Genomic DNA, 25309 nt, shown 5'->3' on the forward strand with positions numbered 1-25309 from the left:
TTTTCCGGGAGGACATTATGTTTAAAGGCAGAACTTTCATCCTTATTTTGTTAGCCGGTGTTCTGGCTGTTGCAGCAGCCATGATGGCAGATAACTGGCTGGAAAATCAAATCACTACTGAACCTCAGCAAGTTGAAGTAACCGATATCGAAACGGTTCTGACTGCAGGCCTCAGAATACCCTACGGCCAAAAGGTTCAGGCACAGCATCTGAAGGAGATACAGATGCCGGCTGATCTGGTACCCAAAGGCACGGCGCAGAATCCTGATGAAGTGCTAGGCAAAATTGCTCAAAGCGATGTGTTTGAAGGCGAGATTCTGATGCAAGCCCGTTTTGCTGAAAGCGCTGAAGGCAGCACCCTGGCCGCTCTGATTGAGCCAAGCATGCGAGCCATCACTGTCAGAGTAAATGATGTGGTAGGTGTAGCAGGTTTTCTACTACCGGGTAATCGGGTTGATATGTTAGCCAGCAGAGTACAGAACAAACGATCTTACACTAAGACTCTGATAGAAGACCTGAAAGTACTGGCCGTAGACCAGACTGCAGCAACCAATGAGAAAGATCCGGTTATCGTGCGGGCGGTTACGCTCGAAGTGACCCCGGAACAAGCAGAGATTATTGTTAAAGCACGGGGTGAAGGTCCGATTCAGCTTACGCTTCGAAACCCACAGGACGATGTGATTGCCAGGAAGGAAGCTCCGCGTAAACCCAGAACCCGTACCTCAAAAACAGCCAGTGTAACTATTATCCGGGGCACCTCAGTACATGACAGTAAAGTCAGTCTGTAGCTCAGGAACTAAAGGACAGACAGAGACTTGTCTCTGTCTAGTATATTCCCGGTTAGCAGCCACCCTCTGCTTCTCCGGTATTAGCTAAAAAAGATAGGGAGTTATCATGCAATATCTAACATACCCAAGAGCACTAACAAAGGCACTTATGGGGTTCCTGATTGTAATGATGTTCCAGCTATCAGGTGTCCAGGCATTTGCCCAGGAAACATCTGCAAGAGCAACAAAGCTCGATGCTTTCAGTGAACTAACAGATCACCAGCAGCAGCTGAAAACGATCTGGGTGCCCCTCTATAAATCACATATTCTTGAAATCAACACCCCGGTCAGAAAAGTTTCCATCGGTAATCCTGATATTGCCGATATTCTGGTTATGCAGTCAGGACAACTCTATATTCTGGGACGCGGTTTGGGCACAACCAATGTGTTGCTGTGGGATAAAAAAAATCAGCTCATCAGTGCATTTGATATCGAAGTGACCCATGACCTGGACACTCTTAAAGCTAAGTTGTATCAGCTATTACCGGATGAGGATATTAATGTTCACTCTTCCCAGGGCGCCATTGTTCTCAGCGGTCAGGTTTCCAGCCTGACCCGGATGAATACCGCAGTACAATTAGCCAACAGTTTTGCTCGTCCCACTAAGGGTGAAGGCTCAGACGAAGCGATCTCCAGCATCGTCAATCTGATGTCAATCGGAGGTGCACAACAGGTTATGCTTAAAGTAACCGTGGCTGAGATATCCCGTAGAGTGATGCGTAAGTTAGGTTTTAAATTCAATGCGGCTAATACTGATGGAAATTGGTTTTACGGCCTGACAAGTGGAGATGCAACAGCTAACGCTCCATCGGCTATTGGCCCTTTACTGATTAATGATCGCGCCATTTTCGGCAGCTACGAAAGTGGTGATTTCATCTTTAATCTTGCGATAGAAGCTGCGAAAGAAAATGGCTCTGCCAAAGTACTCGCAGAACCCACACTGACCACCCTCAGCGGCCAGGAAGCAACATTTCTTTCAGGCGGTGAGTTTCCTATTCCGGTACCTGATGATGACGGTTTAACTATCGAGTTTAAAGACTTCGGTATTGGATTAAATTTTATTCCAGTCGTATTGGATGATGATCAGATCAATCTAAAGTTAAACATCAGTGTTAGCGAACTTACTGATGTTGCCAGTGTGACAACAGGTAATGGTGGTTTCTTTGTTCCGGCTCTAACTAAACGTTCTGCTACTTCAACGGTAGAGCTTGCCGATGGACAAACTATCGCTATTGCAGGACTAATCAATGAAAACATGCGGGAAGTCGTCAATAAGTTCCCCGGACTGGGAGATATTCCGATACTGGGTCATCTTTTCCGCAGTCAGGAATTTGAAAAAGGTGAAACTGAACTAGTAATTATGGTGACACCGGTATTAGCCCAGCCTATCGATCCGGGTCAGATGAGCTTGCCGACTGATAACTTTATTGAACCCTCCGATGCTGAGTTTTATCTGTTAGGCAGGACTCTGGGGTCACCAGAGGATCAAGCCTCCACAGAGGAAGCATCCGATGAGGCTGCGGTTTCCGCAGAGGATATTACTGACGACACTCATCAAGATCCTGCAACAAGTTATCCGGCACCACAGGACCAGCCTGTCAGTGGCATACAGGGCGGCCTGGAAAACAGCTATGGTCACTCGGTGGAATAAGGAGAACAGCCATGAACAAAATTACAATTGCCATTACAACACTATTAGCGATATGGCTGAGCGGCTGCAGTAGTACTCCTCAACATTCAATGGAAATGGGAGGATCCGTCAACCAGATGATCTCTATGCAAACACTTAACCCAGACGCTCCATTAGAAAATGGAACTGAATTGAAAAGCGATCTTGATGGCCAGATCGGTGAAAATATTCTTCACACCTATCGGACATCAACCGGCGAACCTGAAAAGGTCCAAAACGAAATTAAAATTAGTATAGGTAACTAAGGAGGAGCTTCTCCTTAGTTACCAGGAGGCTATGATGAACCGCGGAAGCGCCTTCTGGACTACGCGCGTAAGCCCAGTAAAAAAACAACGAGGTATTGTTGCTGTCATCGTAACCATCGGTATGGTGGCACTGCTGGCAGTCACGGGACTGGCTCTGGACAGTGGCCATATGCTGATGAATAAAACCCGTATACAAAATGCTGCAGATGCCGCTGCACTAGCTGCCGCACGTACACTTCAGACCAACACCGGTGATATGACTCTGGCTCGTTCGGTAGCAAATACTGTATTCAACAATAACCTGAGTGGAGAGCTGTCAGATCAAAGCCCCTCTCTCACTGTCACTTTTTCAGAAAATCTCAATCCAGGCTCATTTGCCAATACTGTAACAACACCTCGTTATGTCAAAGTGGCTTCTACGCTGGTTCCCTTGCAGAGCTTTCTTATTCGGGTGGTTGGCTTTAATAGTAAAGGGGTGGCAGCAACAGCCGTTGCGGGCTTTGCCAACGGTGCTAATTTCTGTAGCCTGATTCCGGTTATGGTATGCCAGGGACCTGATTCGGATCAGTCTGGAAATGTTAATGGCTACATTACTGGTGACGAATACGACTTAAAATTCGGATCACAAAGCGGTCCTGACGATGCTATAGGTACTGGTAATTTCCACCTGTTAGACCTTCCCGGATTACAAGGCGCAAATGATATCCGCTACGCTTTTGCTGGTAATCCAGCTTGTGCAGGCCTGGGACAAGGGCAACCAATAGATGTAGCACCTGGTAATAAAGTAGGTCCTACCGTTCAAGGAATCAATACCCGTTTCGGTATTTATAGCGGACCGTTGAACAGCCTACAAAACAAAATCGATTATCCAGCAGACTGGGCTAATGATGATCCATATATTAATAACAGCCCCTGCCCTGCAGAAGGTTGCTTGAGTTACACCGACTACACAAACTTTTATACCGCGGAAACGCCCCCAATGGATGGCCAACATCATCGCCGAATAGTGACAGTCCCCATTGGCAACTGTGACGGTACAACAACCGGTAATAACACCACAATGACAGTACAGAATTTTGCCTGTTTCCTACTTACCCAACCAGGAACACACCGAAGTATTAAGGATGATCCCAATACACCTGAGGATGAAAGCAGTGAAGGTGGAGCATTACGTGGTGCCTTCACCGAGCAGGAGCTTTGCACACCTCCGGGAAGCGGAGTTACCACTAGTAGCGGTGCTGATATTATCGTTCTGTATAAAAACCCCGACGGAGATGACGCATGAAACATCTCAGAAACTTAAAGCATCAACGTGGAATGGCGATAATTGAATTTACTTTCACCCTGCCATTGTTACTGTTTGTTATGTTTGCCGGGGCTGAAGTTGGACGGATGCTTTATCAATACAACACGCTTACTAAATCAGTAGAAGATGGCGCCCGCTATCTGGCCGGGCAATACCGTTCTGCGGTTGCGACAAATACGGTTAATACGGTACGTAGTAATGCCGTGAGTCTGGTTCAGACAGGTACTACCGTCAATGGGCAGCCTTCACTTCTTCCCGGCACTATCTCTGTTTCAACACAAACCGACGCAGCCGCACCTAACCCGGTTATTGTTACAGCCACCTATACCTACAATCCAATGATACTGCCAAATAAAATACCGGGGTTTGGTTTTTGGAGTGATGTGGTGCTGGCCATCCCATTAACAGCCCAGGTCGGCATGCCGGTGCTTTAGGGGGGCTTATGAATATGCATATACATCGCCAGCAGCAAACCGGGCTCGTTACTGTAGAGTTCGCTCTGATTGGCGCATTCTTTTTTTTGGTTCTGTTTGCAATTATTGAATTTGGTCGGGTTTTGTTTGTCTGGAATACCCTGGATGAAGTCACTCGTCGTGCCGCACGCCTGGCGGCGGTCTGCCCTATGAATCAAACCGCAGCAGTAATTGATCGGTCAATTTTTCAGGGTAATGTTTTGAGCAATCTTGATAGCAGTAATATCAATGTTGAGTATCTTACTGAAAGCTTTGGCGATCCTTTAAATGTGCTAGAAGACGTACGTTACGTCCGGGCCAGTGTCCAGAACTACCAGCACCAGCTATTAATACCTTTTATACCGACCAGCATTTTAACGGCACCGGATTTTAGCACCACCTTACCCAGTGAAAGTCTGGGCACTAGCCCGGCTGGTAGCTGGACAGTTACCTGCTTATAGAGAATCAGATGGATCAGAAATGGAGCAACCGGCATGGATAATATCAACAAGCTCAACAGTTCTTTATCCCGTTTTCAGATTCTGATCAGTAGTCGAAGTGGTAATTTCATAGATCAGTTGGAACAGATAATTAAAGAGTCAACCGATCAGTACGCCATACTGAAGCGGTGCGTGACTAATGGCCATATCGATCCTCTCTACGATCTGGAGAAAATGCCTGACCTGCTTATTCTGCATCTCAGCGAGCATTGGCAGGGAGAGCTGAATGAACTGGTGAAACACAGCATTACTGAGCGCCCTCCCGTATTAGTGATTGGCGATCAGGAAAATCCGGAGATGATGCGCCAGGCAATGAAAGCCGGAGCAAGAGATTTCTTGAGTGAGCCAGTAAACAATCAGGAACTGATAGAAACACTGCAGCAGATTGAAGCTGAAAAGAAGCAGATTGGTCTGAATGACACGGGCAACCTAACTGCCGTAATCAATGCTAAAGGTGGATCAGGGGCGTCCTTAATAGCCTGTAACCTCGCTTACCTGATGCAAGCTAGTAGTCGTCAGGAAACAATTTTGATGGATTTCGATATGCAATTCGGTTCGTTGGCTGAATACCTTAACTTAAAGCCAGAAAATGGCGTTTCGGATGCGCTAAAAGTCGTCGATGAGCTAGACCATATCGCACTCAATGCCTACATGCTCAAACATAAGTCTGGACTGCAGATACTGGGCTCGACTACCAACAGCATACGCTTACCTAACCAGACACCTGAGCATCAGATTAACCAGTTACTGAGCCTGTTACTCAAAAACTGTAATCAGCTGGTCGTCGATCTACCAAGAATGATCGACCGAACTGCCATAGCTGTACTGCAAAGCGCCGGTAGGATTGTATTAGTAGTACAGCAAGACCTGATCAACATCAAAGACGCTATTCATATGATTAATATTCTACGTAATGAACTGGCAATACTTGATGATCAGATCATTGTCGCTATCAATCGCTACGATAAGAATTCAGATATCAGCATTAAAGATATTGAAGAGAGCCTGAATACTAAACAGATCGTCACCATTCCTAATGATTACCGTACCGCAATGGACAGTCTCAATAAGGGCGAACCAATCAATACTGTTTCAAAACGTTCTGCAATTAACAAAGCTCTGGATGAGCTACAAGCCCACCTTGTTAAACAAGATGAACTTCATCCGGATAAAGGGCTGTTAAACAATCTGTTCTCACGACTGACAGGAGGCTAGGACTATGCCTTTCGAAGATCTAAAATCATACCAGGAACGCAACACATCATCCGAACAGGATGAACAAGCAGTCGAAGATGTAACTTTTTCCACCAGCTCAAAACTGGAAAAAGAGTGGAAAAACAGAATTCATAAGAAACTGCTGAAAGTAATGGACCTGACACTGGTCGATAATCTTGACCCTGCCGATGCCCGACATCAAATCCGGGAGATATGTCAGCAACTGATCGTCGACGAACAGATACCTTGTAACCAAGCCGCTCGTCAGGTACTGATTAAGCAGATTGAAGATGAAATAATGGGGCTAGGCCCGCTTGAGCCACTACTGGCTGATCAGTCAATCTCAGATATTCTGGTTAACGGTTCGCATAGTGTTTATGTTGAGCGTAACGGTAAACTGCAACCGACTGACGTCTCTTTTAACAATGACAGTCATCTTTTAAATATCATTGACCGAATCGTCTCAAGTATCGGGCGACGTATCGACGAGTCATCTCCTATGGTGGATGCCCGCCTGAAAGACGGATCCAGGGTCAATGCGATTATTCCACCTTTAGCACTCGATGGCCCAAGCATCTCGATTCGACGTTTTTCTGTGGAACGTCTGACCATGGATAATCTTGTTGAGTTAGGCTCCATACCAGAAGAACTGGCATCTGTATTCAAAGGTATAGTAAAAGCCAGGCTTAATATTCTTATCTCAGGTGGTACCGGCTCGGGTAAAACTACCCTGCTGAATATTCTCTCAGGCTACATTCCTAAAGATGAGCGCATCGTCACAATAGAAGACTCAGCTGAGCTTCAGTTACAACAGCCCCATACGGTGAGACTGGAAACCCGCCCCCCCAATATTGAAGGTAAAGGGCAGGTAAGCCAGAGAGACCTGGTTCGCAACAGTTTGCGAATGCGTCCTGACCGGATCGTAATTGGTGAGGTTCGGGGCGGCGAAGCCCTGGATATGCTACAGGCAATGAATACCGGTCACGATGGCTCGCTGACGACAGTTCACGCCAATAGTGCCCGGGATGCGTTAGGTCGGATTGAAAATATGGTTTCTATGAGCGGTGTAACCTTTCCGGTCAAAGCTCTGCGGGCGCAGATTGCATCAGCCATCAATATCGTCATTCAGATTGAACGTATGGAAGATGGTAAGCGCCGAATGACCAGTTTGCAGGAAATTAATGGTATGGAAGGTGATGTTGTCACTATGACTGAACTGTTCAAATTTGAGCGCCAGGGTATTGATGATGAGGGCAACGTGCGTGGCCATTATCGGGCAACAGGTATTATCCCAGCCTTCTATGAGCACCTGAAGCAACGTGGTATTGACCTTCATTTTCACCTTTTTGATCGCTAATCGCGGAGGTAAAAGTCATGTCCGAACAAACGATATTTATCGCTATGGTGTTTATCGCTGTATTTATGCTGGTGATGGGCCTGACAGTTCCAGTATTTGGCGAAAATTCATCAAACCGCAGTCGGATTCGAAAGCGTATAAAGGAGATGCTACCGGAAGCCGATGCTAAAGCTATTACCGTATTGCTGAGGAAAAAATATCTAAAGTCACTTTCACCCACAGAACGCTGGCTTGAATCACTTCCGGGAATGGAAACTCTGGCCGATATGCTGGAAAAAGCCGGTTATAAATCCCGCGCTTATCAGCTGGTTTTTGGTATTTTACTTATAACACTGACAACCATGATACTTGCCTGGTTACTCACTCGTATCTGGCTCGTGGTTGCTGTTATCGGCATCTGTACCATCGCAGTTCCTTTCATCAAAATCATCCATGCCAGGCGACAGCGAATCGCAATTTTTGAAGAGAACCTACCCGATGCTATAGATGTCATGAAGCGTGCGGTTAAAGCAGGTCACCCTTTTTCAGATGCGCTGCGGCTGGTTGGGGAAGAGATGGAAGGCCCGGTAGCACAAGAGTTTAAGCTGACCTTTGCCGATCTGAATTATGGTAACGATCTACGCCGGGCGTTGCTGGGCTTACTCCACAGGGTCCCCAGCGTTACAGTAATGGTATTGGTATCTTCCATACTTATTCAAAAAGAGACCGGCGGTAATCTCACTGAAATCCTGGAACAGATATCCCGGGTTATACGTAGTCGATTCCGCTTTAATCGGCGGGTCAAAACACTCTCCGCCGAAGGTCGCCTTTCGGCCTGGATTCTGGCCTTAGTACCTTTTGCACTGTTTATTATTATCGGTATCACCACTCCAGACTACATCCCAATGCTACTGGACGACCCGCTGGGATTACAAATGATCGTCATCGCTTTCTTTATGATGATGACCGGTATTATCTGGATCCGTAATTTACTTCGAATTGAAGTGTAGGAGGCTGCCATGGACTTTATAATAGGCTTACTCAATAACTTCACTACAGATGCTACGCAACTACGTATAGCTGTAATCCTGCTATCCTCACTGACAGTACTGGCCCTGACTATGGGGCTCGGATTCTTGCTATTAGGTGCTATCGACCCGGTGCGACTCAGGCTTAACCGGATGAAACACAGTACCGATACAAGCTCCCGTATGCCCGGAGATAAACGGGAGAGCCTGAGTCAGCATTTTATTCCAGCGTCACAATGGCAAAACTCCACTACGCTGATGCGGCTGGCCAACGCAGGATTCCGTTCTGAAAGCGCTCAGGCTGATTACTATGCTATCCGGATTCTCAGCGCCCTTCTGTTTCCAGTCATCACATTGTTTATAGTGCAGAGTTTCCCAGAGCTAACCACTGAATACACTTTATATCTTCTATTGGCGACACTGGCTTTCGGTATTATCCTGCCCAGCGCTATTCTTGACAGGCTTATTATTTCCCGGAAGAGAAAACTCCGTCATGGCTTTCCCGATGCTTTGGATATGCTGGTAGTCTGCGTAGAATCTGGACTTGGATTACAATCTGCCCTGCAACGGGTCGCTGAAGAATTAAGTATTAGTCATCCTGAACTGGCTGAAGAGCTAGGTCTGGTTAATACTGAGATACGAATGGGTGTAGAGCGAATGCAGGCATTACGTAATATGGCATATCGTACAGGGTTGGAAGACATACGCGGCCTGGTTACCTCTCTGGATCAAAGTATGCGTTTTGGTACCAGTATCGCGGACACCCTGAGGGTTTATTCTGAAGAATTCAGAGATAAACGTCTGCAAAAGGCTGAAGAGATGGCAGCGAAGATCTCAACAAAGATGATATTCCCGCTGACATTTTGTCTCTGGCCCTCTTTCTTTTTAGTGATGGTAGGACCTGCAATCTTAGGAGTACTGAAGGTGCTGAGCCAAACATAAAATCAGTCATGTATGGGGGATTACATATGACTATCAAAACAGCTCTTCCGTTTTGTAAAATTCTGATTTCTGCCGGCCTTACTATGATACTCGGAGGCTGTGCCAGTAATCAGATTAACAACGATGTTTCCGCTCAGCAGTCGGAATATTATCAAGGTAAAGAGATACTTCCGTTTCTGGCTGAACAGCAGGCTAAATCACCTGAAGAGGCTATTCAAAATGCCGATCAGGCTATGTCCGTCAACGACAGTGATCGCGCCCTGTTCAACTATATCCGGGCGTATGAGTTAGATGATCAGCATAGCTACGCCCTGCTTCGTATCGGTGATATCCATTACAATCGAAATAACCTGGCTATCAGTTATCAGGCTTATCAGCAGGCGCTGAAGCTAGATCCAAAGCTAGGTGAGGCTTATAAGGGCAGTGGTATGATACTGCTGCACAATAAATCCTATAGCATGGCCACGACATCCTTCACCCAGGCGATAGAGTACCTTCAGGAGCAACCTGAAAAACAAAAACCACTGCTGGACAGCTATATTGGGCTGGGTATTATCAATGATATAACCGGACAACACATACAGGCTGAGCAAAATTACAAAGCAGCAATAAAGCTGGATCCTAAAAGTCCGCGGGTGCAGACTAATCTGGGCTATTCATATTACATGCAGGAAAAGTGGGTAAATGCAGAATCTGCATTTAACAAGGCATTACAATCTGATAACAGCTATTCACCCGCCTGGAAAAACCTGGGCCTGACCTATGCACGTCAGGAACGTTATAACGAAGCGATAGGAGCTCTTGAACAGGTTATGCCTATTTCGGAGGCTTATAACGACATAGGTTATATCTGTATGATTACACAACGCTATGAAATGGCGGCCCTGTTTTTACGTAAGGCCATAAAAGAGCATCCCCAGTACTATACCGTCGCACAGCAAAACCTGACTCGAGTCAAACGATTGCTGGCAAGTAACCCTGATGGTAGAAGCAAGCTTTAGTTATTTAAACTACGTAAATTTACCAGCAAAAGACCAAAACACAAAACAGTTATTTTTTATGAATTTAGCTATTGCAAAAAAATCTGAGAAGCGCATTCTGTAGTTGTAAAGAGTTGTTAAATCAAGGCAATTTGCAGTAAGGGCAACATCATGAATATCAATATCACTAACCGTAATGACAAAGTATCTCCTGCAGTACGTGAAAAAATTGAAGGTTGGTTAGAGGAGAGTCAAAAGCGCTATAACATAATCACCAGCGCTCAGGTAACTATTGAAAAGAGTAATGGTAAAGAGGAGATAGTCGAAGCCACTGTACATGCAACTGGTAAAGATCTATTTGCCAAAGCAAGCGCAGAGAACCTATTTGCAGCACTGGATTCCCTGGCCCATAAGATGGATAAGCAGCTGGCTAAGATCCGTGATATTCAGACCAATAAAAAAGGTTCTGGCAAACCAGTAGCACAAGAACCCGAAGTAGAGCTGGACGAAGAGCTGGAAGACTAATTACTTCGCTCCCAAGAAAAAAGGCTGAACACTGTTCAGCCTTTTTTGTTACCTTTTTTTAAAAAGCTTTCCTTCAAAAAACCATCCGACTCACTACTTGTCCTGACGCAAATATCGCTTAACGATCCAGCCGGTCAAAGGTTTTCCTTTCAGATCAACATGAATCTGTTTCCAGCCTTGCTGTGATGCGATCACTTTTACTTTATGAGGTTTACTCAGTTTACCCACTACCGCATAACTGGCGCCAGGTCCTGAACGAAAATTCACATCGCTGCCTGTAATCACATAGCTTTGCTCAGCCGAATTAACATTCGGGGCTGATTTATTCTGATGCTGATTCTGAGCAACAACTTTATTTTGAGTCACTGCTTTTGCAGGTTTCAGATAACGGCCCGATACCCATGCCTGAGAAGTAATACCAGCCGTATCCTTATATTTAACCTGAACCCAATCGCCAGACCGGTTCAGCTGCTTCACCATCTGCTGATCGGATAAGCGACCGACAACTTCATGGTTAGTGCCTGGCCCACCTCTTAAGCGCAGGTTATCTACCGTCGCCAGATAATAATCATCTGTCACTTCGGTAGGCTCACGTTTATCGCCCTGGGAGGTCAGATCCCGGGTTTTCATCCAGCCTTTAAGGGGTTGTTTGTCTTTACTCAGAAAGAAAACCTTTGACCATTCCCCCTGCTGATCAATTTCAAGTAATACTTCACCGGCACGAAGCTGAGCTATAGAATCCTGCCCCGAAGGTTGAGTAAACACAGCAGCATTCTTATTAACCACATAATAATCAAACGCCATCACCAGAGTTGAATAAAAGGTTGAGCTAACACTCAACATCAACACCAGAACAGACTTAAATACTTTGCTCATCAAACAGATCATCCTTAAAACCAGTTACACAGCTCAACTCAACAGTCCTTATCAAGACAACTGTCTAGCTTGCCGCGAAAAAGTAGCACATACGGAACGTGTTTGAATTTACCACAGAGCCATTGAAAAGTTTAACTCTTCATCGGTCTGACTTATCTTGCAGTCAACTCAAGGCTATATCAGGGGATTGGATTAGGCAGAGTAAGCTCAATATTAAGCGCGGCTTTCTGACGAGGGTTAATAACCTCACTCACAACACTAACATCACCGGGCTCAGTTTTATGCGGATCACCACTGGCTGATAGCTTTGCGATCACTACCAGCTCATCGGCTCCTTTCATGGTATGGGAAGGTAAAAGATACATATCCTCTCGCAACACTATTTTAATTGGCAGCTTGTCAGTGCTGGTCTGATGATAACTTAAAGGAAGCTTTGATCCGGGTGTCGCTGCATACACATAGACAGGTAGTACTACACTGGATTCAGCTGAGCCTTCTAACTTTAGTTCAACTTCAATCTGCACAGGATCAGGCTGTAACAACAAAAAAGCAACTACAGCACTCATCAATAAAAGGGTAAGCGCAAGCACTATTCTTTTGAACATCGTCTACCTCAGGCCGGACCGGTATAAAAATCCTGTTGAAAAATAATATGGCTATCACCCTCTTTCGGTAAAGATGTAAGAAAAGCAGGTCGAGACGCCAGTGACAGATAATAGCGTTGCAGCTCTGGGAACTGTTTGATATCGGTAAAGAAACGCGCCAGGTAAATACTATAGCCAACGGCGACATCCACCGCGCTAAACCTTGTAAGTAGATATTCTGAACCACTTAAATGCTGATTTAGCATCGCAAGTCCCTTTTCCATTCGACGTCGCTCCAGCTTTTGAACCGTTGCAGAGCGCATCTCATCCTGATAGATCACCAGATGTTGTTGTACCAGACTGGCTCCATGTACGGCAATGGTTTCAGCAAAATGTAACCATTGTAGCCAGGCCGGACGTTCAGCGTGGCCGGGTAATCTGCCTAACTGATCCGGGGAGTACAGTTCACACAGGTACTGAATTATCGCCCCACTTTCATATAGAACCTGATCGTTATGCTCCAACGCAGGCACCCTGGCCAGTGGATGCACCCGCAGGTATTCATCACTATGTAATTCAGTGAAAGGATAGACCTTTAGCTCAAAATCGATCTCAAGCTCATGCAATAGCCAAAGCACTCGCATTGACCGGGCTTCATGACAGTGATGTAAAGTGAGAGACATAGCAATAACCTTTACTCATTATGGGGAAATTTCGTATAACAGAAAAAAAAACACGCTCTATACTAACTGTACTTAAAAATAACTTTTAAGTGTATCCGGGCTTAAATTCATATAACCCCGGCAGATATTTTCGCAGGAGCGATCTATGGCACAGGATATATTGATGGCCCGGCAGCCCATCTACGATGCCAATCTGAATGTTGTCGCCTATGAACTACTCTACCGGGATAAAGATAATCCCGCCGATAGCCTGTTTACTGATGGCAATGCGGCAACCAGTCAGGTACTACTGAACAATTACACCAGCATTTATCAGTCAGGTGAGTTAAAACAGTTACCGGCCTTCATCAATCTGACTAAAGAACTGGTAAAATCAGATCAGATTCCAGGTCTGTCGCGCCGCCATATTGTTATTGAGATACTTGAAGGGATGCAAGTAGACGATGAACTGATTGCCGGTGTTAAGCGCTTTATAAAGGCCGGCTACAGAATCGCACTGGATGACTTCATCTATAGCCCTGAATACGATCCCATCATACATCTGGCTCATATCGTTAAACTCGATCTGTTAGAGATGACCGACGAAGAGGTTCGTGAGCATGTCAGAATTCTGAAACCTTTTAAAGTCACCTTATTGGCAGAAAAAATCGAAACTCATGCTGAGTTCGAACTCTGTAAAGAACTGGGGTTTAAGCTATTCCAGGGTTACTTTCTTTGTCGGCCACAGTTAGTTAAAGGAAAGCGTTTAAATAGTAGTGAAGTTGTGATGATTGAACTGATGGCGGTGATGGCCAGTCCCGACGTCACTCCGCCAGAAATAGAGAAAGTACTGAAAAAAGATCCACAGTTAACCTTTAAGATTCTCCGGATTGTAAACTCTTCACTGTTTAATCTTATTCGTAAAATTGAAAGTGTAGAAGAAGCGATTGTATTACTGGGGGTTTCTGAAATTAAGCGTTGGTGCGCCCTGATCTCATTCTCGGGCCAATCAGGCAAACCGGATGAACTGACTCGCCACACACTAATACGCGCACGCATGTGTGAACTATTGTCTGAACGCAGCTATGGTATTCCGTCCTCGAGCGGCTTTATGATGGGCGTAGTTGCCGGACTGGATGCTCTGCTTGATATGGAGATGGAAGATATTCTTGATCAGGTCTCTCTGAGTGAAGAGATAGAGCGGGGAATTCTTTTTGGCGAAGGTCAATACGGAGAACTGCTGAGTTGTGTCGATAGTCTGATACAGGCACGCTGGCATACTCTGCCGACAACACAACCGGAACAAGAGCTACATCAGGCCTATCTGGATAGTCTGAACTGGGTCACTGAGATAATGGAAAAGATGGTCTGAATCTGAGGAAAAATGGCGTCCCATAGGGGGTTCGAACCCCTGTTACCGCCGTGAAAGGGCGGTGTCCTAGGCCACTAGACGAATGGGACGCTGCAGTTTGAAAAGCTGAAAACCTCAATAATTTAACAATCAAATTCAATCAGTTAACTGCCCTTCAGGACGATCGCTATGATACCCGGCAATACAAGGATGTCAAGAATCAATATCCTGTTTATGGGCTGAAAAAGAATAAACTCAGCTATAGGTTCAATTTCGCCGCGAACTCCCTTCAAACAAAATCCTTAAGCCGTACCCTTATGTACAGACTTAACTAGAGCCTCAGCGGCATCTGATAAATAAAAGTTATCAGATATGTAAGTGATTATTCATTAGACAGCCTCCCCCTATTCCCCCGACAATACAGACATACTCAGAGCAACCCTTATTTTTCAGGAGTTCCAATAAAGCCATGAGCACTATGATGCCGCTAGACCAGTTTCAGCAGATCCGTCACGTTGACGAAGTCGTTGAGCAAGCTGCCAATAGCTGGTGGGTTTACCGTCGCACTATTGGTTACAACGGAACTCTGAGTTCAACCGCACGAGTTGTATTTTTTGGCCGTAGCCAGGCTCAGGTTGAACAGTGGATGGCAACACAGTAATTCGCCACACCGGTTTTAACTGACTTCTATACACCTTTAGATTTCCAGTTAACCGACTGGCCAGCGATCCTGGCCAGTCGCCCCAATCCCAGCCGTTACTCCGTTTTTTAGTAACTGCTCGTCTTAACGTCCATCCACGGCGATTGCTTTAAAAAGCGTTACACTAAAACCAGAAGCAAACAGTATTTGATAACGATAGATTATCAATACCCTAACGATCACCGGCCCCTACTCTGGCGCCATGCAACGAATACCGGCCTTATTGGCCACCAGCATAAGGTTTAACTGATGAACAAAGAGATGACTCCTTTTGAAATCCGCCAGCAGATCCGTAGCGGTGAATTTACTGGCAACACCTCCGGCTTTGGTCAGGGATTTGTACAGGGCAACCTGGCTATCATGCCTAAAGCGTGGGCCAATGATTTTCTTCAGTTCTGTCAGATGAATCCTAAGCCCTGCCCTGTGGTTGGTATGTCCAGCCAGCCCGGTGAATTTATGCTGCCAGATCTGGGGCAAAACATTGATATACGTAGCGATGTGCCTAAATACCGTATCTATGAAAATGGCATCCTGACACAGGAAGTTGCTGACCTTAAAGATTACTGGCGCGATGATCTGGTAACTTTTGTTCTCGGTTGTTCTTTCTCCTTTGAAGAGGCATTGATTGCCGACGGTCTGGAAGTACGCAACATCACCGAAGGTGTTAACGTACCTATGTACCGTACCAATATTGAATGTAAGAGCGCAGGCCGTTTCAGCGGTACTACTGTGGTTAGTATGCGCCCGATGAAAGCCGCTGATGCGATCCGTGCAGTACAGATCTGTACCCGTTTCCCATCCGTTCACGGCGCGCCGTTACATTTAGGCGATCCGTCTCAGATCGGTATCAACGATATCAGCAAACCTGACTTTGGCGATGCGGTTACCATTAAAGAAGGTGAACTACCGGTATTCTGGGCTTGTGGTGTGACCCCTCAGGTTGCTATCGAGCAAGCCAAACCTGAATTCTGCATTACCCATAGCCCGGGTCATATGCTGATTACCGACCTGCCTAACAGCCGTCTGGCCGTTCTGTAACCAAGCTAATTAAGAGGAATAACAACATGTCTTTACGTCTTAATTGTGATCTCGGTGAAAGTTTTGGTTCCTGGAAAATGGGTCTGGATGAAGCGGTAATGCCGCATATCGATCAGGCCAATATCGCCTGCGGTTTTCATGCCGGCGATCCGTTGGTATTACAAAAAACACTAACATTGGCAAAGCAAAATAATGTCACCATCGGTGCCCACCCGGGTTATCCGGATCTGGTAGGCTTTGGTCGTCGCACCATTAAAGCAACACCGGCAGAACTCAAAGCAATGGTGCAATATCAGATCGCCGCTATCGATGGTATGGCAGCGACACAAGGCCTGTCACTTAGTTACGTTAAACCGCACGGGGCTATGTATAACGATATGATGGCCGATGCTGCGGTACGTGCCACCATTATGCAGGCAATTGCAGAATATCACCGCCCACTGGTACTGATGCTACAAAGCACACCTCAGGCAGAGCAACTGCTTGAAGAGGCAAAAGCCGCGGGTATCGAATTATGGTTCGAGATTTTCGCAGATCGTTGCTATGACGATGACGGCAAACTTCTGGCTCGCACAAAGCCAGGTGCGGTCCATACTAAAGAAAAGATGCTGGCTCAGGTCAAACAGCTTAAAGATCAGGGCACTGTTACCACCGTTAGTGGTCACACTCTGAATTTACGCGCTGACACCCTCTGTGTACACGGCGACAATATGGATGGCGTGAATGCTATTCAAGAGATCCGTGAGCTGATCACTCAATGAATATGATGGTTGAGAATACTATGCGTATTGAAGTTGCTGGTGAAAACGCCCTGATTATCTATTTCGGCGAAAAGACCGATCCCCGTGTTTCGGCACAGGTACAGCAGGCGGTCACTATTCTGGAAACCGAGCTCAGCGGTATGCTGATTGATATGGTGCCGTCTTACGCCTCCCTGCTGGTCATTTACGATCAATTGGCGACTGATCACCTGGAAGTACGCAGTCGGATTCGCAAAGTACTGGATCAACTGAGCGATGCTACCAGTAACAGTGAAGGTAAGTTAGTCACTCTTCCAGCCTATTACAGCACCGAATCCGGCCCCGATCTGGCGGCCCTCGCTGAACGGGCTCAAATGAGTATTGATGAGGTTATTCAGCTTCATAGCGAAACTGAGTATCGGGTCTATGCCATTGGATTCGCACCGGGCTTTGCCTATCTTGGCGAAGTAGATGAGCGCATCGCAGCACCACGTTTATCAACACCACGCATGAAAGTGCCCCGCGGCGCTATCGCTATCGCCGATCAACAAACCGCTGTTTACCCGGCAGTCTCTCCGGGTGGCTGGAACCTGATCGGCCTTTGCCCTACCCGAATGTTTGATCCCCTGGCAGAACCGACCATGCCGGTTCAGGTAGGCGATCGTATTAAGTTCAATCCAATCAGCCAGTCTGAGTTTATCTCACTGGGTGGCGAGCTGGGAGAGATCCGATGAGCGGCTTTAAAGTTCTGCAGCCAGGCCTGCTAACCCTGATTCAGGATGCCGGACGCTTCGGTCATCATCGAATAGGCCTGACCACTGGTGGCCCATTAGATGCGCTGGCATTCAAATGGGCTAATCGTCTGGTTGATAACCCGATGAACAGCACCGCTCTGGAGATCAGTATCGGCGGTTTGGTTCTGGAAGCAGAAACCGACGCTCAGATAGTTCTGGCCGGCGCTGAAATGCCTTTGAAGATTAACGGCATTGAACAGGAACGCTGGCATGCTCACCGAGTAAAAGCTGGAGATAAGGTTGAAGTAGGATTCTCTAGCCAGGGCGCGCGCGCATATCTGGCGGTCAGTGGTGGTTTCCAGATCGAACATAGTTTCTCCAGTAGCGCGACCGTTACCCGTGAAGGCATCGGTGGCATCAATGGCGAGAAACTTCAGCAAAGCGACTACCTGCACTGCCATCCACCGGGTGAGCATCGCGCTTTTCGCCTGCCAGAAGAACACCGTCCGGACTATTTCGACGACATTAGCCTGCGGGTGATCACCGGATACCAGCAACATGCGTTCAGTGATTATCAGAAACGGCTGTTCTTCAGCAGTGAGTATACAGTTACCGACCGTGCTGACCGTATGGGTTATCGCCTTGAAGGGCCTGAAGTTAAGCCCTCTTTTGATGGCATTCTTTCTGAAGGCATTTGCCATGGCGCGATTCAGATCCCTGCTGATGGCCAGCCAATCGTACTGTTGAACGATCGTCAGACTATCGGTGGCTATCCTAAAATTGGCTCAATGATCGCTATGGATACTGCACGTATGGCTCAGCTCCTGCCGGGGTCACGTATCTCCTTTGAAGAGATCACCATCGATGATGCCCATAACCTGCACTGTCTGGCCCATGTCCGGTTTAACAATACTGAACCAGATCAGGTCGACTAACGAAAAGAACACACAACAGGTGCCTGTCAGACAGCGCGTTCAGATACAAAAGAGCGCAGGACAGGCTGAGATGAATTTTTTAAAGAGAACCGGTTCATGTCACAGAATCAGACTAACGTAACAAACGTCGACGAGCGTGAATTAAGCAAGCAGATTGAAGACCTGTTGGTCGCTCGCAACCTGCGCGGTATGAAAACCGTTCAACCCGCACTGCCAAGCGGCTATTACCTGCGTGCAGCACGGACTTTGTATAAGTGTAAAGGCCACGTATTAATTGGTACTGGTTTCCCGGTAGTTGATACTTTCGAGACAGATGGGCCGGTCGGCGCTATCGCACTGTATAAAGCACTGGAAGCTTTAGGAGCAACACCGGTTATTGTATGCGGACCTCCGGTTTCTCAAGCCCTGATGGCTGAATACCGTGTCCATGAGATCCGCGTTGGTGAACACACCGAGCGCGAACTGGAAGCATTTCAGGCGTTGTATAACTACAACCCTGATGCCGTACTGTCTATCGAACGTCCGGGTCAGGCTGCTGATGGTGGTTACTATAATATGCGTGGCGAAAGCATCAGCGCCCGTACTGCATGCTTTGATACCTTCGTTAACCATGCGAAGTGCCCTACCATTGGCATTGGCGATGGCGGTAACGAGATCGGTATGGGTAACATCACAGAAGCACTGAAAGATCTGGATATTCATGCAGCATCCACTCAGGTTGATGAATTGCTGATTGCCGATGTATCCAACTGGGGTGCATACGGTCTGATCGCATTCTTCAGCTTATGGAGCGGCCGCGATCTGCTGGGCGAAATTAAGCCTCTGGAGATTCTGGAATACCTGTCTGGTCTGGGTAGTGTTGACGGTGTAACCCGTGAAAACGAACTGACTGAAGATGGCCTGCCAGTCGAAGAAGGCAAGAGCGTTATCGCCGGCTTACGCGCCCTGATCGGTTATAAAGACTAATTGCCAAACCGTTTTAAAAAACCGCCTTTGGCGGTTTTTTTGTGCCTGCAATAGAGTGATTAACCCTCCAGCATGCTAATCAGCTGAGTCTGATAATCGTCGATATCACCGATATTCTGCTCAACCCACTCAGGGTTATGATAGCTATCCAGATAACGCGCACCGCTATCGCATATAAGGGTAACGATTGATCCCCTCTCCTGTTTACTTTTCATCTCTGCAGCCCGCTGTAACGCTCCCCAAAGATTAGTACCGGTCGAAGCCCCGGCCCGGATCCCGGTTAAACTTTCCAACCAGCGTAACGCCGCTATTGAAGCGGCATCCGGTACTTTAATCATATGATCTACAATCTGCGGCTGAAACGATTCCTCAACCTGGGGCCTGCCTATACCTTCGATTCTGCTACCCCGATCTATAGTCAGATCCCGGCGACCGGTTCTCCAGGCATCATAAAAAACCGAATGTTCGGGGTCCACCAGCACCAGCTGTGTATTAAACCCCTTATAGCGGATATACCGCCCTAACGTAGCAGAAGTGCCTCCGGTTCCCGCACTCATCACAATGGCAGCAGGTACAGGGTGCGGCTCATGCGACATCTGGCGGTAAATGCTTTCTGCGATATTATTATTACCACGCCAGTCCGTTGCGCGCTCCGCATAGCGAAACTGATCCATAAAATAGCCCGCACTCTCCTGAGCCAGCTGAACCGCAGCAGCATGCATCTGGGTAGGACAATCAACGAAATGACATTGCCCGCCGTACGATTCAACCTGCGCAATCTTGGCACGGGCAGTACTGGCCGGCATCACCGCAATAAATGGCACACCGATCATTCGGGCAAAATATGCTTCCGATACCGCGGTACTGCCTGACGAAGCTTCAATGACTGGTGTCCCCTCGAGAATATGACCGTTACAGAGCGCATAGAGAAACAGGGATCTTGCTAACCGATGCTTGAGACTGCCAGTCGGATGGGTACTTTCATCTTTTAAGTAAAGATCAATGCCCGTCATATTCGGCAGCTCAACCTTAATAAGATGCGTATCAGCAGAGCGCTGTGTATCTGCCTGAATTTTACGTATCGCCTCTTCAATCCAGCTCATAGCTCTCTCCGGCCTGTTTTAGTGAGATTAAAGTATATGATTAAAAGGCTAGATTGTTTTTTTCTTTTATTGGATATACCTCAATATTTATAGAATAATATTCTTCATTAAGGCATAAATTAAGAATATATTTTTATGGATAACATAGATAAGAAAATACTTTCAATAATTCAACTTGATGCGACCCTGTCGATAAACGAGCTGGCTGAACAGGTTAATCTGTCTACCACCCCCTGTTGGAAACGAGTAAAAAAACTAGAAGATGAAGGCTTCATCCGGGCACGTGTCGCCTTATTAGACAGTAAAAAAATTGGTGCCGGGGTCTCAGTATTTGTGCACCTGAAAACTAATCATCATGATGAGCAGTGGTTGGCCCGCTTTGCTCAAAGCATCGAACGCTTTGAAGAAATTATGGAATGCTACCGAATGGCTGGCGAATGGGATTACTTAGTCAGGGTGGCAACCCGGGATATTGAGTCTTTTGACCGGTTTTATAAAAAGCTCATTACTGAGGTTGATGGATTAACTGAGGTGACATCCAGCTTTGCTATGGAAGAGGTAAAATTCTCAACCCAACTGCCATTGAACTGTTAACCGGCACACCTGTAATAAAGTAAGTAAGAGGTAAATGTTAAAAAAGCAGAAAAAGAGTAGTCTGGTTTGACATTTATAGCGTGCTTCAGGCCAAATATTAAAGACACTCTTTAACATTCCATGGATCAGGCATGTTACTCCATCAAGCACCACTTATTACTGCACTCGTATCAGCACTCATAGTAGTGCTTAGCAGTTTTAGCATACAAGACCGGTTACTTGCCGCAACAACCCCATCGGCTGAACTTTACCCTGGCCAGCACGCCGCTTTAAAGCGATTTATACAACTAGCTGAACAAAACCAACCTACGGCTCAATATAACCTTGGACTGATATATGAAGAGGGTAACGGAGTCCCCCCAGACCTGACTCAGGCTATCAACTGGTACAGTAAAGCCGCAGATCAGGGTAATATCCGGGCCCAGTATAAACTGGGCTACCTGTATTATTTTGGCCCTGAAGCAATACAGAACCCACCGCTGGCAATGCAATGGTTCCATAGAGCAGCCGATCAGAATGATGCCAATGCGATCTATCGTCTGGGAGTCATTCACAGCTACCCAGACCACCCAGAACCAAACCTGCCTTTGGCCATAAGCTACCTTGAGGATGCCGCCCGGGCAGGCCATAACGGAGCCCAACTTAAACTCGGTCAAATGCTTCAGAAAAAAGGCCTGCAACAGAATCTTCTGAAATCCTATATCTGGCTATCCCTCGCATCTGAGCGAGGCAACCGGGAAGCACTTTCTGCTCTTGAAAGCACGCGTAATCAACTGGATCACTCTGAAATAAACCTGGCTCAACGCGCCACAGATGAGATCTATCAGACAATCTATGAGGCCCAGCCAAGCCAAACTGATTACTTCGGTGCACGGGATATCGAAATCAGCAACGCCCTTGTGCTGACGACAAACTGGCTCTACAGCCAGAACATTAATTTACAGCAGGATAAGCTGCCAGAGATCAAATTATTACAGAAAAATGAACTGGTCAGAGCGGCGTTGCAAATTGAATCTCAAAAAGGCGGCATTGCAGATGAAATTAGCATTCTAGCGTCTTACCGAAGTTACGAGAACGTTCCCCTCAGAGCGCTTTATGATGGTAAAAACAAAGTTGTTTTAATGCCGACTGACTGGCAATACAACAGCGTAACAGGCCAGGCAGAACTCATTCATGAACTGGTTCACCACCATCAGGTGATAAGTGGTAAAGCGGATAGGATCGCATGTACAGGCACATTAGAAAAACAAGCGATGCGATTACAGAACGCTTATCTACAAAGCCATAACCTGCCCATAACGTTTTCCGACACTGATATTATGCTGATGGGCGATTGTGACGAATAAGCATTGCACTGTTGAAAAGCTCCGATATAGTAACTAACTCCGACATAGCAACAATATCGATCTGCGAGCTGAGTCATATGCGTCTGAGAAACCTCAATACATTTGTAAAAGTTGCCCGACTGGGAAGCTTTCACGCCGCAGCACAGCAGCTGCATGCAACTCAGCCTGCTATCTCAGCCCGTATTAATGCATTAGAAACAGAGCTGGGCACGCAACTTTTTATCCGCGATAAAAGCGGCACCCGGCTCTCCCCCCGGGGTATACAATTATTGCCCTATGCTGAAAAGCTACTGGCCATCAGTCAGGAGATGAAACAGCAGGTCGCTGAAGAGAACCCACAAAAAGGCACTCTGCGTATTGGTATCGCCGATACACTGGCTCATTTGTGGCTCTCTCCCCTGTTAAAACACTGGCAAGAGCAACATCCATTGATGTCCTTCGAGTTAATCAGTGATGTTACACCGACCCTGATCCGGCAACTAAAAGAATATCAAATGGACCTGGCCCTGATGGTGGCTGATCAAACCCATATGCCGGAACTGGTGACCGAGCCTCTGTGCAGTTATCCGCAACATTGGGTAGCAACACCGCAGCTACTGAATCAAAATCCGGTTAGCAGTATTGAAGCATTAAGCCTCTGCCCTATTCTCAGTTTTCCCCGGGACACCCGCCCCTGGGATTATCTGCAACAACTATTTCGTCCCCTTGAAGAGATGCCGATATTCCATACCTGCAGTTCTGTTGCCAACTTACTGACACTGACTCTGCAAGGAGTGGGTATGGCACTGCTACCTGAGCCTATAGTTCGCCCGCATCTGGAGCAGGGAGAGCTGGTTGAGTTTTCACCGGGGCCCCAACCTCCAGAACTGGCATTTTGTGCTTCATGGCGATTGGATGACGACCGCATACTACCTCAGCTACTGGCTAAAAGCGGTCGTGAAATAATGTCTGATCAATCTTAAAGCAATTCGATAAGCATAAAGATTGAAGTTATTTTTACTATTTTCTTAAAATAAGCAGGAAATTTTACTCTTTGGTTCTGAAAAGCGGAAATATCTGCTTATCTTTTTCTGGCTCTTGCAACTAATACACTTTTTTAAGAAACTGCAGGTAACTCAAAAAGTCAGACTGTAGATTTCTGCCGGCATCAGCCACAAGCACAGCCGGGCAATCTGCACGTTTAAGCAACAAAGAAGTAAGCGACCAAGAAGTTGTCCTCAGGCCGAAGCCCGGCCGAATTATACTAACAACTGAGTGTCAAAGAATTCCGGATCGTTGCCGGAGGCACAACTGCCGCTGCGGTTTTGTCACAGGCAATGCCCCCTAACAAGTTTGAAAGGATGGTTAATATGAGCATTTCTTATCTGAATGGCGAATACCAGCCGCTGGCTGAAGCCCGCATCTCTCCACTGGATCGCGGCTTCCTGTTTGGCGACGGTATCTACGAAGTTATCCCATACTACGGCGGTAAGTCCGTTGGTCTGATGCCCCATATCAACCGTATGATCAATGGCCTGGCGGCTATCGAGATCAAAAACAGCCACACTGCTGAAGAGTGGAAAACACTGCTGGATGATCTGGTAGAGCGCAATGCTGACATGGGCGAAAACCTGGGTGTTTATGTTCACATTTCCCGTGGTACTGACGTGAAGCGTTACCACCCTTACCCGGAAAATGTTGAGCCGACCATCTTCTGCTTCTGCTTCGGCATCAAAGATCCTGAACCACTGGATCGCTCTGCAGTAACACAGTACAGCCTGGTATCTACCGAAGACCTGCGCTGGCAGCGTTGCCACATCAAGTCCACTGCACTGCTGGGCAACGTAATGCACTTCCAGGAAGGCTACTCTACCGGTGCCGACGAAGCGCTGCTGTACAACGCTAACAACGAACTGACCGAAGGGTCTTCTTGTAACGTTTTCGTTGTTAAAGACGGCAAGATCAGCACCCCGATTCAGGACAATCAGATCCTGCCAGGTATCACTCGTCGTATCATCCTGGACAGCCTGAAGTCTGACGGCAACCTGGACGTTGAAGAGCGTATCATCACTATGGATGAGGTACGTAACGCTGATGAATTGTGGATCACCTCTTCCTCTAAAGAGATCGCACCGGTCACTAAGCTGGATGGTCAGCCTGTAGGTAACGGCGAAGTTGGCGAGATCTGGGAACAGGCATTCAAGGTTTACACTGCATCTAAGTTTGATTTCTGAGCAAACGCTGCAGTAAATAAAAACGCGCCTTATGGCGCGTTTTTTTTAATTCGAAACCTGAGCAAAACCTTAGCTATCTAGCCTTTTTCAAGATACGGAATCGTACCCGCTACATCTGTGTCATCTATCATCTGAAACCTGCTATTAGATCCCGCCTGCCTGCTACTGCCATAAGGAGCATATTGTGGATCAGCGGCAAATGCCCTGGCCGATTCAGCATCAGGAAAAGTCAGCAACGCAATTAACGTGGTAGGAAGAGGCTCTCCTTCAAGAACTTCAACATCAGCACTGCGAGCCAGATACTTACCGCCGTGCTTATGAACAATATCATGAACCTTTTGTGCATATTCAGGAATCCAGGCATCGTCGGTTACTTCCACGTCAGCTATTACATAAACTGTCATCTTCATATCTCCTAAGA

28 protein-coding genes and 1 tRNA gene are annotated in these 25309 nt (G+C 46.8%); 23 read left to right on the top strand and 6 right to left on the bottom strand.

What is annotated here, in order from left to right; all coding sequences use genetic code 11:
• Positions 1–17: 17 nt before the first annotated feature.
• From cpaB to hpf, 12 genes are all read left to right on the top strand, one after another.
• The gene (cpaB, locus tag EHS89_RS01030) at positions 18–788 is read left to right on the top strand and encodes a Flp pilus assembly protein CpaB (RefSeq protein WP_124924249.1); all 771 of its coding nucleotides are present in this window, start codon (positions 18–20) and stop codon (positions 786–788) included.
• Between the two features lie 106 nt (positions 789–894).
• Positions 895–2478, top strand: a complete 1584-nt coding sequence (locus EHS89_RS01035; RefSeq protein ID WP_211340268.1) for a type II and III secretion system protein family protein — start codon at positions 895–897, stop codon at positions 2476–2478.
• An 11-nt stretch (positions 2479–2489) separates the two neighbouring features.
• Positions 2490–2762 (top strand): hypothetical protein, encoded by a 273-nt coding sequence (locus EHS89_RS01040; RefSeq protein ID WP_124924250.1) that lies wholly within the window; start codon positions 2490–2492, stop codon positions 2760–2762.
• A 34-nt stretch (positions 2763–2796) separates the two neighbouring features.
• A complete protein-coding gene (locus EHS89_RS01045) occupies positions 2797–4047 on the top strand; it encodes a TadE/TadG family type IV pilus assembly protein (RefSeq protein ID WP_170167379.1) in 1251 nt (416 codons plus the stop codon).
• The gene (locus tag EHS89_RS01050) at positions 4044–4502 is read left to right on the top strand and encodes a TadE/TadG family type IV pilus assembly protein (RefSeq protein WP_124924252.1); all 459 of its coding nucleotides are present in this window, start codon (positions 4044–4046) and stop codon (positions 4500–4502) included. The genes EHS89_RS01045 and EHS89_RS01050 overlap by 4 nt, the downstream gene beginning before the upstream one ends.
• 8 nt (positions 4503–4510) lie before the next feature.
• Positions 4511–4981 (top strand): TadE/TadG family type IV pilus assembly protein, encoded by a 471-nt coding sequence (locus EHS89_RS01055; RefSeq protein ID WP_124924253.1) that lies wholly within the window; start codon positions 4511–4513, stop codon positions 4979–4981.
• A gap of 33 nt (positions 4982–5014) precedes the next feature.
• The gene (locus EHS89_RS01060; protein WP_124924254.1) at positions 5015–6235 is read left to right on the top strand and encodes a CpaE/TadZ family protein; all 1221 of its coding nucleotides are present in this window, start codon (positions 5015–5017) and stop codon (positions 6233–6235) included.
• Between the two features lie 4 nt (positions 6236–6239).
• On the top strand, positions 6240–7592 hold the full coding sequence (locus tag EHS89_RS01065) for a TadA family conjugal transfer-associated ATPase (protein WP_124924255.1): 1353 nt from the start codon (positions 6240–6242) through the stop codon (positions 7590–7592).
• A 17-nt stretch (positions 7593–7609) separates the two neighbouring features.
• The gene (locus EHS89_RS01070; protein ID WP_124924256.1) at positions 7610–8581 is read left to right on the top strand and encodes a type II secretion system F family protein; all 972 of its coding nucleotides are present in this window, start codon (positions 7610–7612) and stop codon (positions 8579–8581) included.
• A 9-nt stretch (positions 8582–8590) separates the two neighbouring features.
• Positions 8591–9541 (top strand): type II secretion system F family protein, encoded by a 951-nt coding sequence (locus EHS89_RS01075; protein ID WP_124924257.1) that lies wholly within the window; start codon positions 8591–8593, stop codon positions 9539–9541.
• Between the two features lie 26 nt (positions 9542–9567).
• Positions 9568–10542, top strand: coding sequence for a tetratricopeptide repeat protein (locus EHS89_RS01080; protein ID WP_170167380.1), 975 nt, complete (start codon positions 9568–9570; stop codon positions 10540–10542).
• Between the two features lie 150 nt (positions 10543–10692).
• Positions 10693–11046, top strand: coding sequence for a ribosome hibernation-promoting factor, HPF/YfiA family (gene hpf, locus EHS89_RS01085; protein WP_124924259.1), 354 nt, complete (start codon positions 10693–10695; stop codon positions 11044–11046).
• A 93-nt stretch (positions 11047–11139) separates the two neighbouring features.
• On the opposite strand, the gene EHS89_RS01090 is transcribed toward hpf, so the two are convergent.
• From EHS89_RS01090 to EHS89_RS01100, 3 genes are all read right to left on the bottom strand, one after another.
• The gene (locus tag EHS89_RS01090; protein WP_170167381.1) at positions 11140–11922 is read right to left on the bottom strand and encodes an SH3 domain-containing protein; all 783 of its coding nucleotides are present in this window, start codon (positions 11920–11922) and stop codon (positions 11140–11142) included.
• A 179-nt stretch (positions 11923–12101) separates the two neighbouring features.
• Positions 12102–12527: a c-type cytochrome biogenesis protein CcmI/CycH gene (locus EHS89_RS01095; protein ID WP_124924261.1), complete on the bottom strand. Its 426-nt coding sequence runs from the start codon at positions 12525–12527 to the stop codon at positions 12102–12104.
• A gap of 8 nt (positions 12528–12535) precedes the next feature.
• Entirely contained in the window at positions 12536–13189 is a 654-nt protein-coding gene (locus tag EHS89_RS01100) for a glutathione S-transferase family protein (protein WP_124924262.1), read from the bottom strand.
• A 145-nt stretch (positions 13190–13334) separates the two neighbouring features.
• On the opposite strand from EHS89_RS01100, the gene EHS89_RS01105 reads away from it, so the two are divergent.
• Positions 13335–14540, top strand: a complete 1206-nt coding sequence (locus tag EHS89_RS01105; protein WP_124924263.1) for an EAL and HDOD domain-containing protein — start codon at positions 13335–13337, stop codon at positions 14538–14540.
• Between the two features lie 13 nt (positions 14541–14553).
• Here EHS89_RS01105 and EHS89_RS01110 read toward each other — a convergent pair.
• Positions 14554–14629, bottom strand: a tRNA-Glu gene (locus tag EHS89_RS01110).
• A gap of 359 nt (positions 14630–14988) precedes the next feature.
• Between EHS89_RS01110 and EHS89_RS01115 the strand changes: the two genes are divergently transcribed.
• The 6 genes from EHS89_RS01115 to EHS89_RS01140 all read left to right on the top strand — a co-directional run bounded on the left by EHS89_RS01115 (position 14989) and on the right by EHS89_RS01140 (position 19632).
• Entirely contained in the window at positions 14989–15180 is a 192-nt protein-coding gene (locus tag EHS89_RS01115; protein WP_124924264.1) for a hypothetical protein, read from the top strand.
• Between the two features lie 288 nt (positions 15181–15468).
• Positions 15469–16257 (top strand): putative hydro-lyase, encoded by a 789-nt coding sequence (locus EHS89_RS01120; protein ID WP_124924265.1) that lies wholly within the window; start codon positions 15469–15471, stop codon positions 16255–16257.
• A gap of 26 nt (positions 16258–16283) precedes the next feature.
• A complete protein-coding gene (locus EHS89_RS01125; protein ID WP_124924266.1) occupies positions 16284–17018 on the top strand; it encodes a 5-oxoprolinase subunit PxpA in 735 nt (244 codons plus the stop codon).
• A 20-nt stretch (positions 17019–17038) separates the two neighbouring features.
• Complete coding sequence (pxpB, locus tag EHS89_RS01130) at positions 17039–17731, top strand: 5-oxoprolinase subunit PxpB (RefSeq protein WP_124924887.1); 693 nt, start codon at positions 17039–17041, stop codon at positions 17729–17731.
• Positions 17728–18666, top strand: coding sequence for a 5-oxoprolinase subunit C family protein (locus EHS89_RS01135; protein WP_124924267.1), 939 nt, complete (start codon positions 17728–17730; stop codon positions 18664–18666). The genes pxpB and EHS89_RS01135 overlap by 4 nt, the downstream gene beginning before the upstream one ends.
• A 96-nt stretch (positions 18667–18762) precedes the next feature.
• Positions 18763–19632 (top strand): DUF4392 domain-containing protein, encoded by an 870-nt coding sequence (locus tag EHS89_RS01140; RefSeq protein ID WP_124924268.1) that lies wholly within the window; start codon positions 18763–18765, stop codon positions 19630–19632.
• A 59-nt stretch (positions 19633–19691) separates the two neighbouring features.
• Here the strand turns inward: EHS89_RS01140 and EHS89_RS01145 are convergent, their stop codons facing one another.
• Positions 19692–20735, bottom strand: a complete 1044-nt coding sequence (locus EHS89_RS01145; RefSeq protein WP_124924269.1) for a PLP-dependent cysteine synthase family protein — start codon at positions 20733–20735, stop codon at positions 19692–19694.
• 135 nt (positions 20736–20870) lie between these two features.
• Here EHS89_RS01145 and EHS89_RS01150 point away from each other — a divergent pair, with 135 nt between their 5' ends.
• The 4 genes from EHS89_RS01150 (at position 20871) to EHS89_RS01165 (ending at position 24888) form a co-directional block, all read left to right on the top strand.
• The gene (locus EHS89_RS01150) at positions 20871–21329 is read left to right on the top strand and encodes an Lrp/AsnC family transcriptional regulator (protein WP_124924270.1); all 459 of its coding nucleotides are present in this window, start codon (positions 20871–20873) and stop codon (positions 21327–21329) included.
• A gap of 131 nt (positions 21330–21460) precedes the next feature.
• On the top strand, positions 21461–22675 hold the full coding sequence (locus EHS89_RS01155) for a tetratricopeptide repeat protein (RefSeq protein WP_124924271.1): 1215 nt from the start codon (positions 21461–21463) through the stop codon (positions 22673–22675).
• A gap of 77 nt (positions 22676–22752) precedes the next feature.
• Complete coding sequence (locus EHS89_RS01160) at positions 22753–23637, top strand: LysR family transcriptional regulator (protein ID WP_124924272.1); 885 nt, start codon at positions 22753–22755, stop codon at positions 23635–23637.
• A 387-nt stretch (positions 23638–24024) separates the two neighbouring features.
• Positions 24025–24888: an aminotransferase class IV gene (locus EHS89_RS01165; protein WP_124924273.1), complete on the top strand. Its 864-nt coding sequence runs from the start codon at positions 24025–24027 to the stop codon at positions 24886–24888.
• Between the two features lie 77 nt (positions 24889–24965).
• Here the strand turns inward: EHS89_RS01165 and EHS89_RS01170 are convergent, their stop codons facing one another.
• On the bottom strand, positions 24966–25292 hold the full coding sequence (locus tag EHS89_RS01170; RefSeq protein WP_124924274.1) for a DUF1330 domain-containing protein: 327 nt from the start codon (positions 25290–25292) through the stop codon (positions 24966–24968).
• Positions 25293–25309 lie beyond the last annotated feature (17 nt).

The organism is Amphritea balenae (assembly GCF_003858655.1).
GTDB lineage: Bacteria > Pseudomonadota > Gammaproteobacteria > Pseudomonadales > Balneatricaceae > Amphritea > Amphritea balenae.

Coding starts and splice junctions, on each gene's coding strand:
- cpaB (WP_124924249.1), top strand. CDS start 18: ATGTTTAAAGGCAGAACTTTCATCCTTATTTTGTTAGCCGGTGTTCTG.
- EHS89_RS01035 (WP_211340268.1), top strand. CDS start 895: ATGCAATATCTAACATACCCAAGAGCACTAACAAAGGCACTTATGGGG.
- EHS89_RS01040 (WP_124924250.1), top strand. CDS start 2,490: ATGAACAAAATTACAATTGCCATTACAACACTATTAGCGATATGGCTG.
- EHS89_RS01045 (WP_170167379.1), top strand. CDS start 2,797: ATGAACCGCGGAAGCGCCTTCTGGACTACGCGCGTAAGCCCAGTAAAA.
- EHS89_RS01050 (WP_124924252.1), top strand. CDS start 4,044: ATGAAACATCTCAGAAACTTAAAGCATCAACGTGGAATGGCGATAATT.
- EHS89_RS01055 (WP_124924253.1), top strand. CDS start 4,511: ATGAATATGCATATACATCGCCAGCAGCAAACCGGGCTCGTTACTGTA.
- EHS89_RS01060 (WP_124924254.1), top strand. CDS start 5,015: ATGGATAATATCAACAAGCTCAACAGTTCTTTATCCCGTTTTCAGATT.
- EHS89_RS01065 (WP_124924255.1), top strand. CDS start 6,240: ATGCCTTTCGAAGATCTAAAATCATACCAGGAACGCAACACATCATCC.
- EHS89_RS01070 (WP_124924256.1), top strand. CDS start 7,610: ATGTCCGAACAAACGATATTTATCGCTATGGTGTTTATCGCTGTATTT.
- EHS89_RS01075 (WP_124924257.1), top strand. CDS start 8,591: ATGGACTTTATAATAGGCTTACTCAATAACTTCACTACAGATGCTACG.
- EHS89_RS01080 (WP_170167380.1), top strand. CDS start 9,568: ATGACTATCAAAACAGCTCTTCCGTTTTGTAAAATTCTGATTTCTGCC.
- hpf (WP_124924259.1), top strand. CDS start 10,693: ATGAATATCAATATCACTAACCGTAATGACAAAGTATCTCCTGCAGTA.
- EHS89_RS01090 (WP_170167381.1), bottom strand. CDS start 11,922: ATGAGCAAAGTATTTAAGTCTGTTCTGGTGTTGATGTTGAGTGTTAGC.
- EHS89_RS01095 (WP_124924261.1), bottom strand. CDS start 12,527: ATGTTCAAAAGAATAGTGCTTGCGCTTACCCTTTTATTGATGAGTGCT.
- EHS89_RS01100 (WP_124924262.1), bottom strand. CDS start 13,189: ATGTCTCTCACTTTACATCACTGTCATGAAGCCCGGTCAATGCGAGTG.
- EHS89_RS01105 (WP_124924263.1), top strand. CDS start 13,335: ATGGCACAGGATATATTGATGGCCCGGCAGCCCATCTACGATGCCAAT.
- EHS89_RS01115 (WP_124924264.1), top strand. CDS start 14,989: ATGAGCACTATGATGCCGCTAGACCAGTTTCAGCAGATCCGTCACGTT.
- EHS89_RS01120 (WP_124924265.1), top strand. CDS start 15,469: ATGAACAAAGAGATGACTCCTTTTGAAATCCGCCAGCAGATCCGTAGC.
- EHS89_RS01125 (WP_124924266.1), top strand. CDS start 16,284: ATGTCTTTACGTCTTAATTGTGATCTCGGTGAAAGTTTTGGTTCCTGG.
- pxpB (WP_124924887.1), top strand. CDS start 17,039: ATGCGTATTGAAGTTGCTGGTGAAAACGCCCTGATTATCTATTTCGGC.
- EHS89_RS01135 (WP_124924267.1), top strand. CDS start 17,728: ATGAGCGGCTTTAAAGTTCTGCAGCCAGGCCTGCTAACCCTGATTCAG.
- EHS89_RS01140 (WP_124924268.1), top strand. CDS start 18,763: ATGTCACAGAATCAGACTAACGTAACAAACGTCGACGAGCGTGAATTA.
- EHS89_RS01145 (WP_124924269.1), bottom strand. CDS start 20,735: ATGAGCTGGATTGAAGAGGCGATACGTAAAATTCAGGCAGATACACAG.
- EHS89_RS01150 (WP_124924270.1), top strand. CDS start 20,871: ATGGATAACATAGATAAGAAAATACTTTCAATAATTCAACTTGATGCG.
- EHS89_RS01155 (WP_124924271.1), top strand. CDS start 21,461: ATGTTACTCCATCAAGCACCACTTATTACTGCACTCGTATCAGCACTC.
- EHS89_RS01160 (WP_124924272.1), top strand. CDS start 22,753: ATGCGTCTGAGAAACCTCAATACATTTGTAAAAGTTGCCCGACTGGGA.
- EHS89_RS01165 (WP_124924273.1), top strand. CDS start 24,025: ATGAGCATTTCTTATCTGAATGGCGAATACCAGCCGCTGGCTGAAGCC.
- EHS89_RS01170 (WP_124924274.1), bottom strand. CDS start 25,292: ATGACAGTTTATGTAATAGCTGACGTGGAAGTAACCGACGATGCCTGG.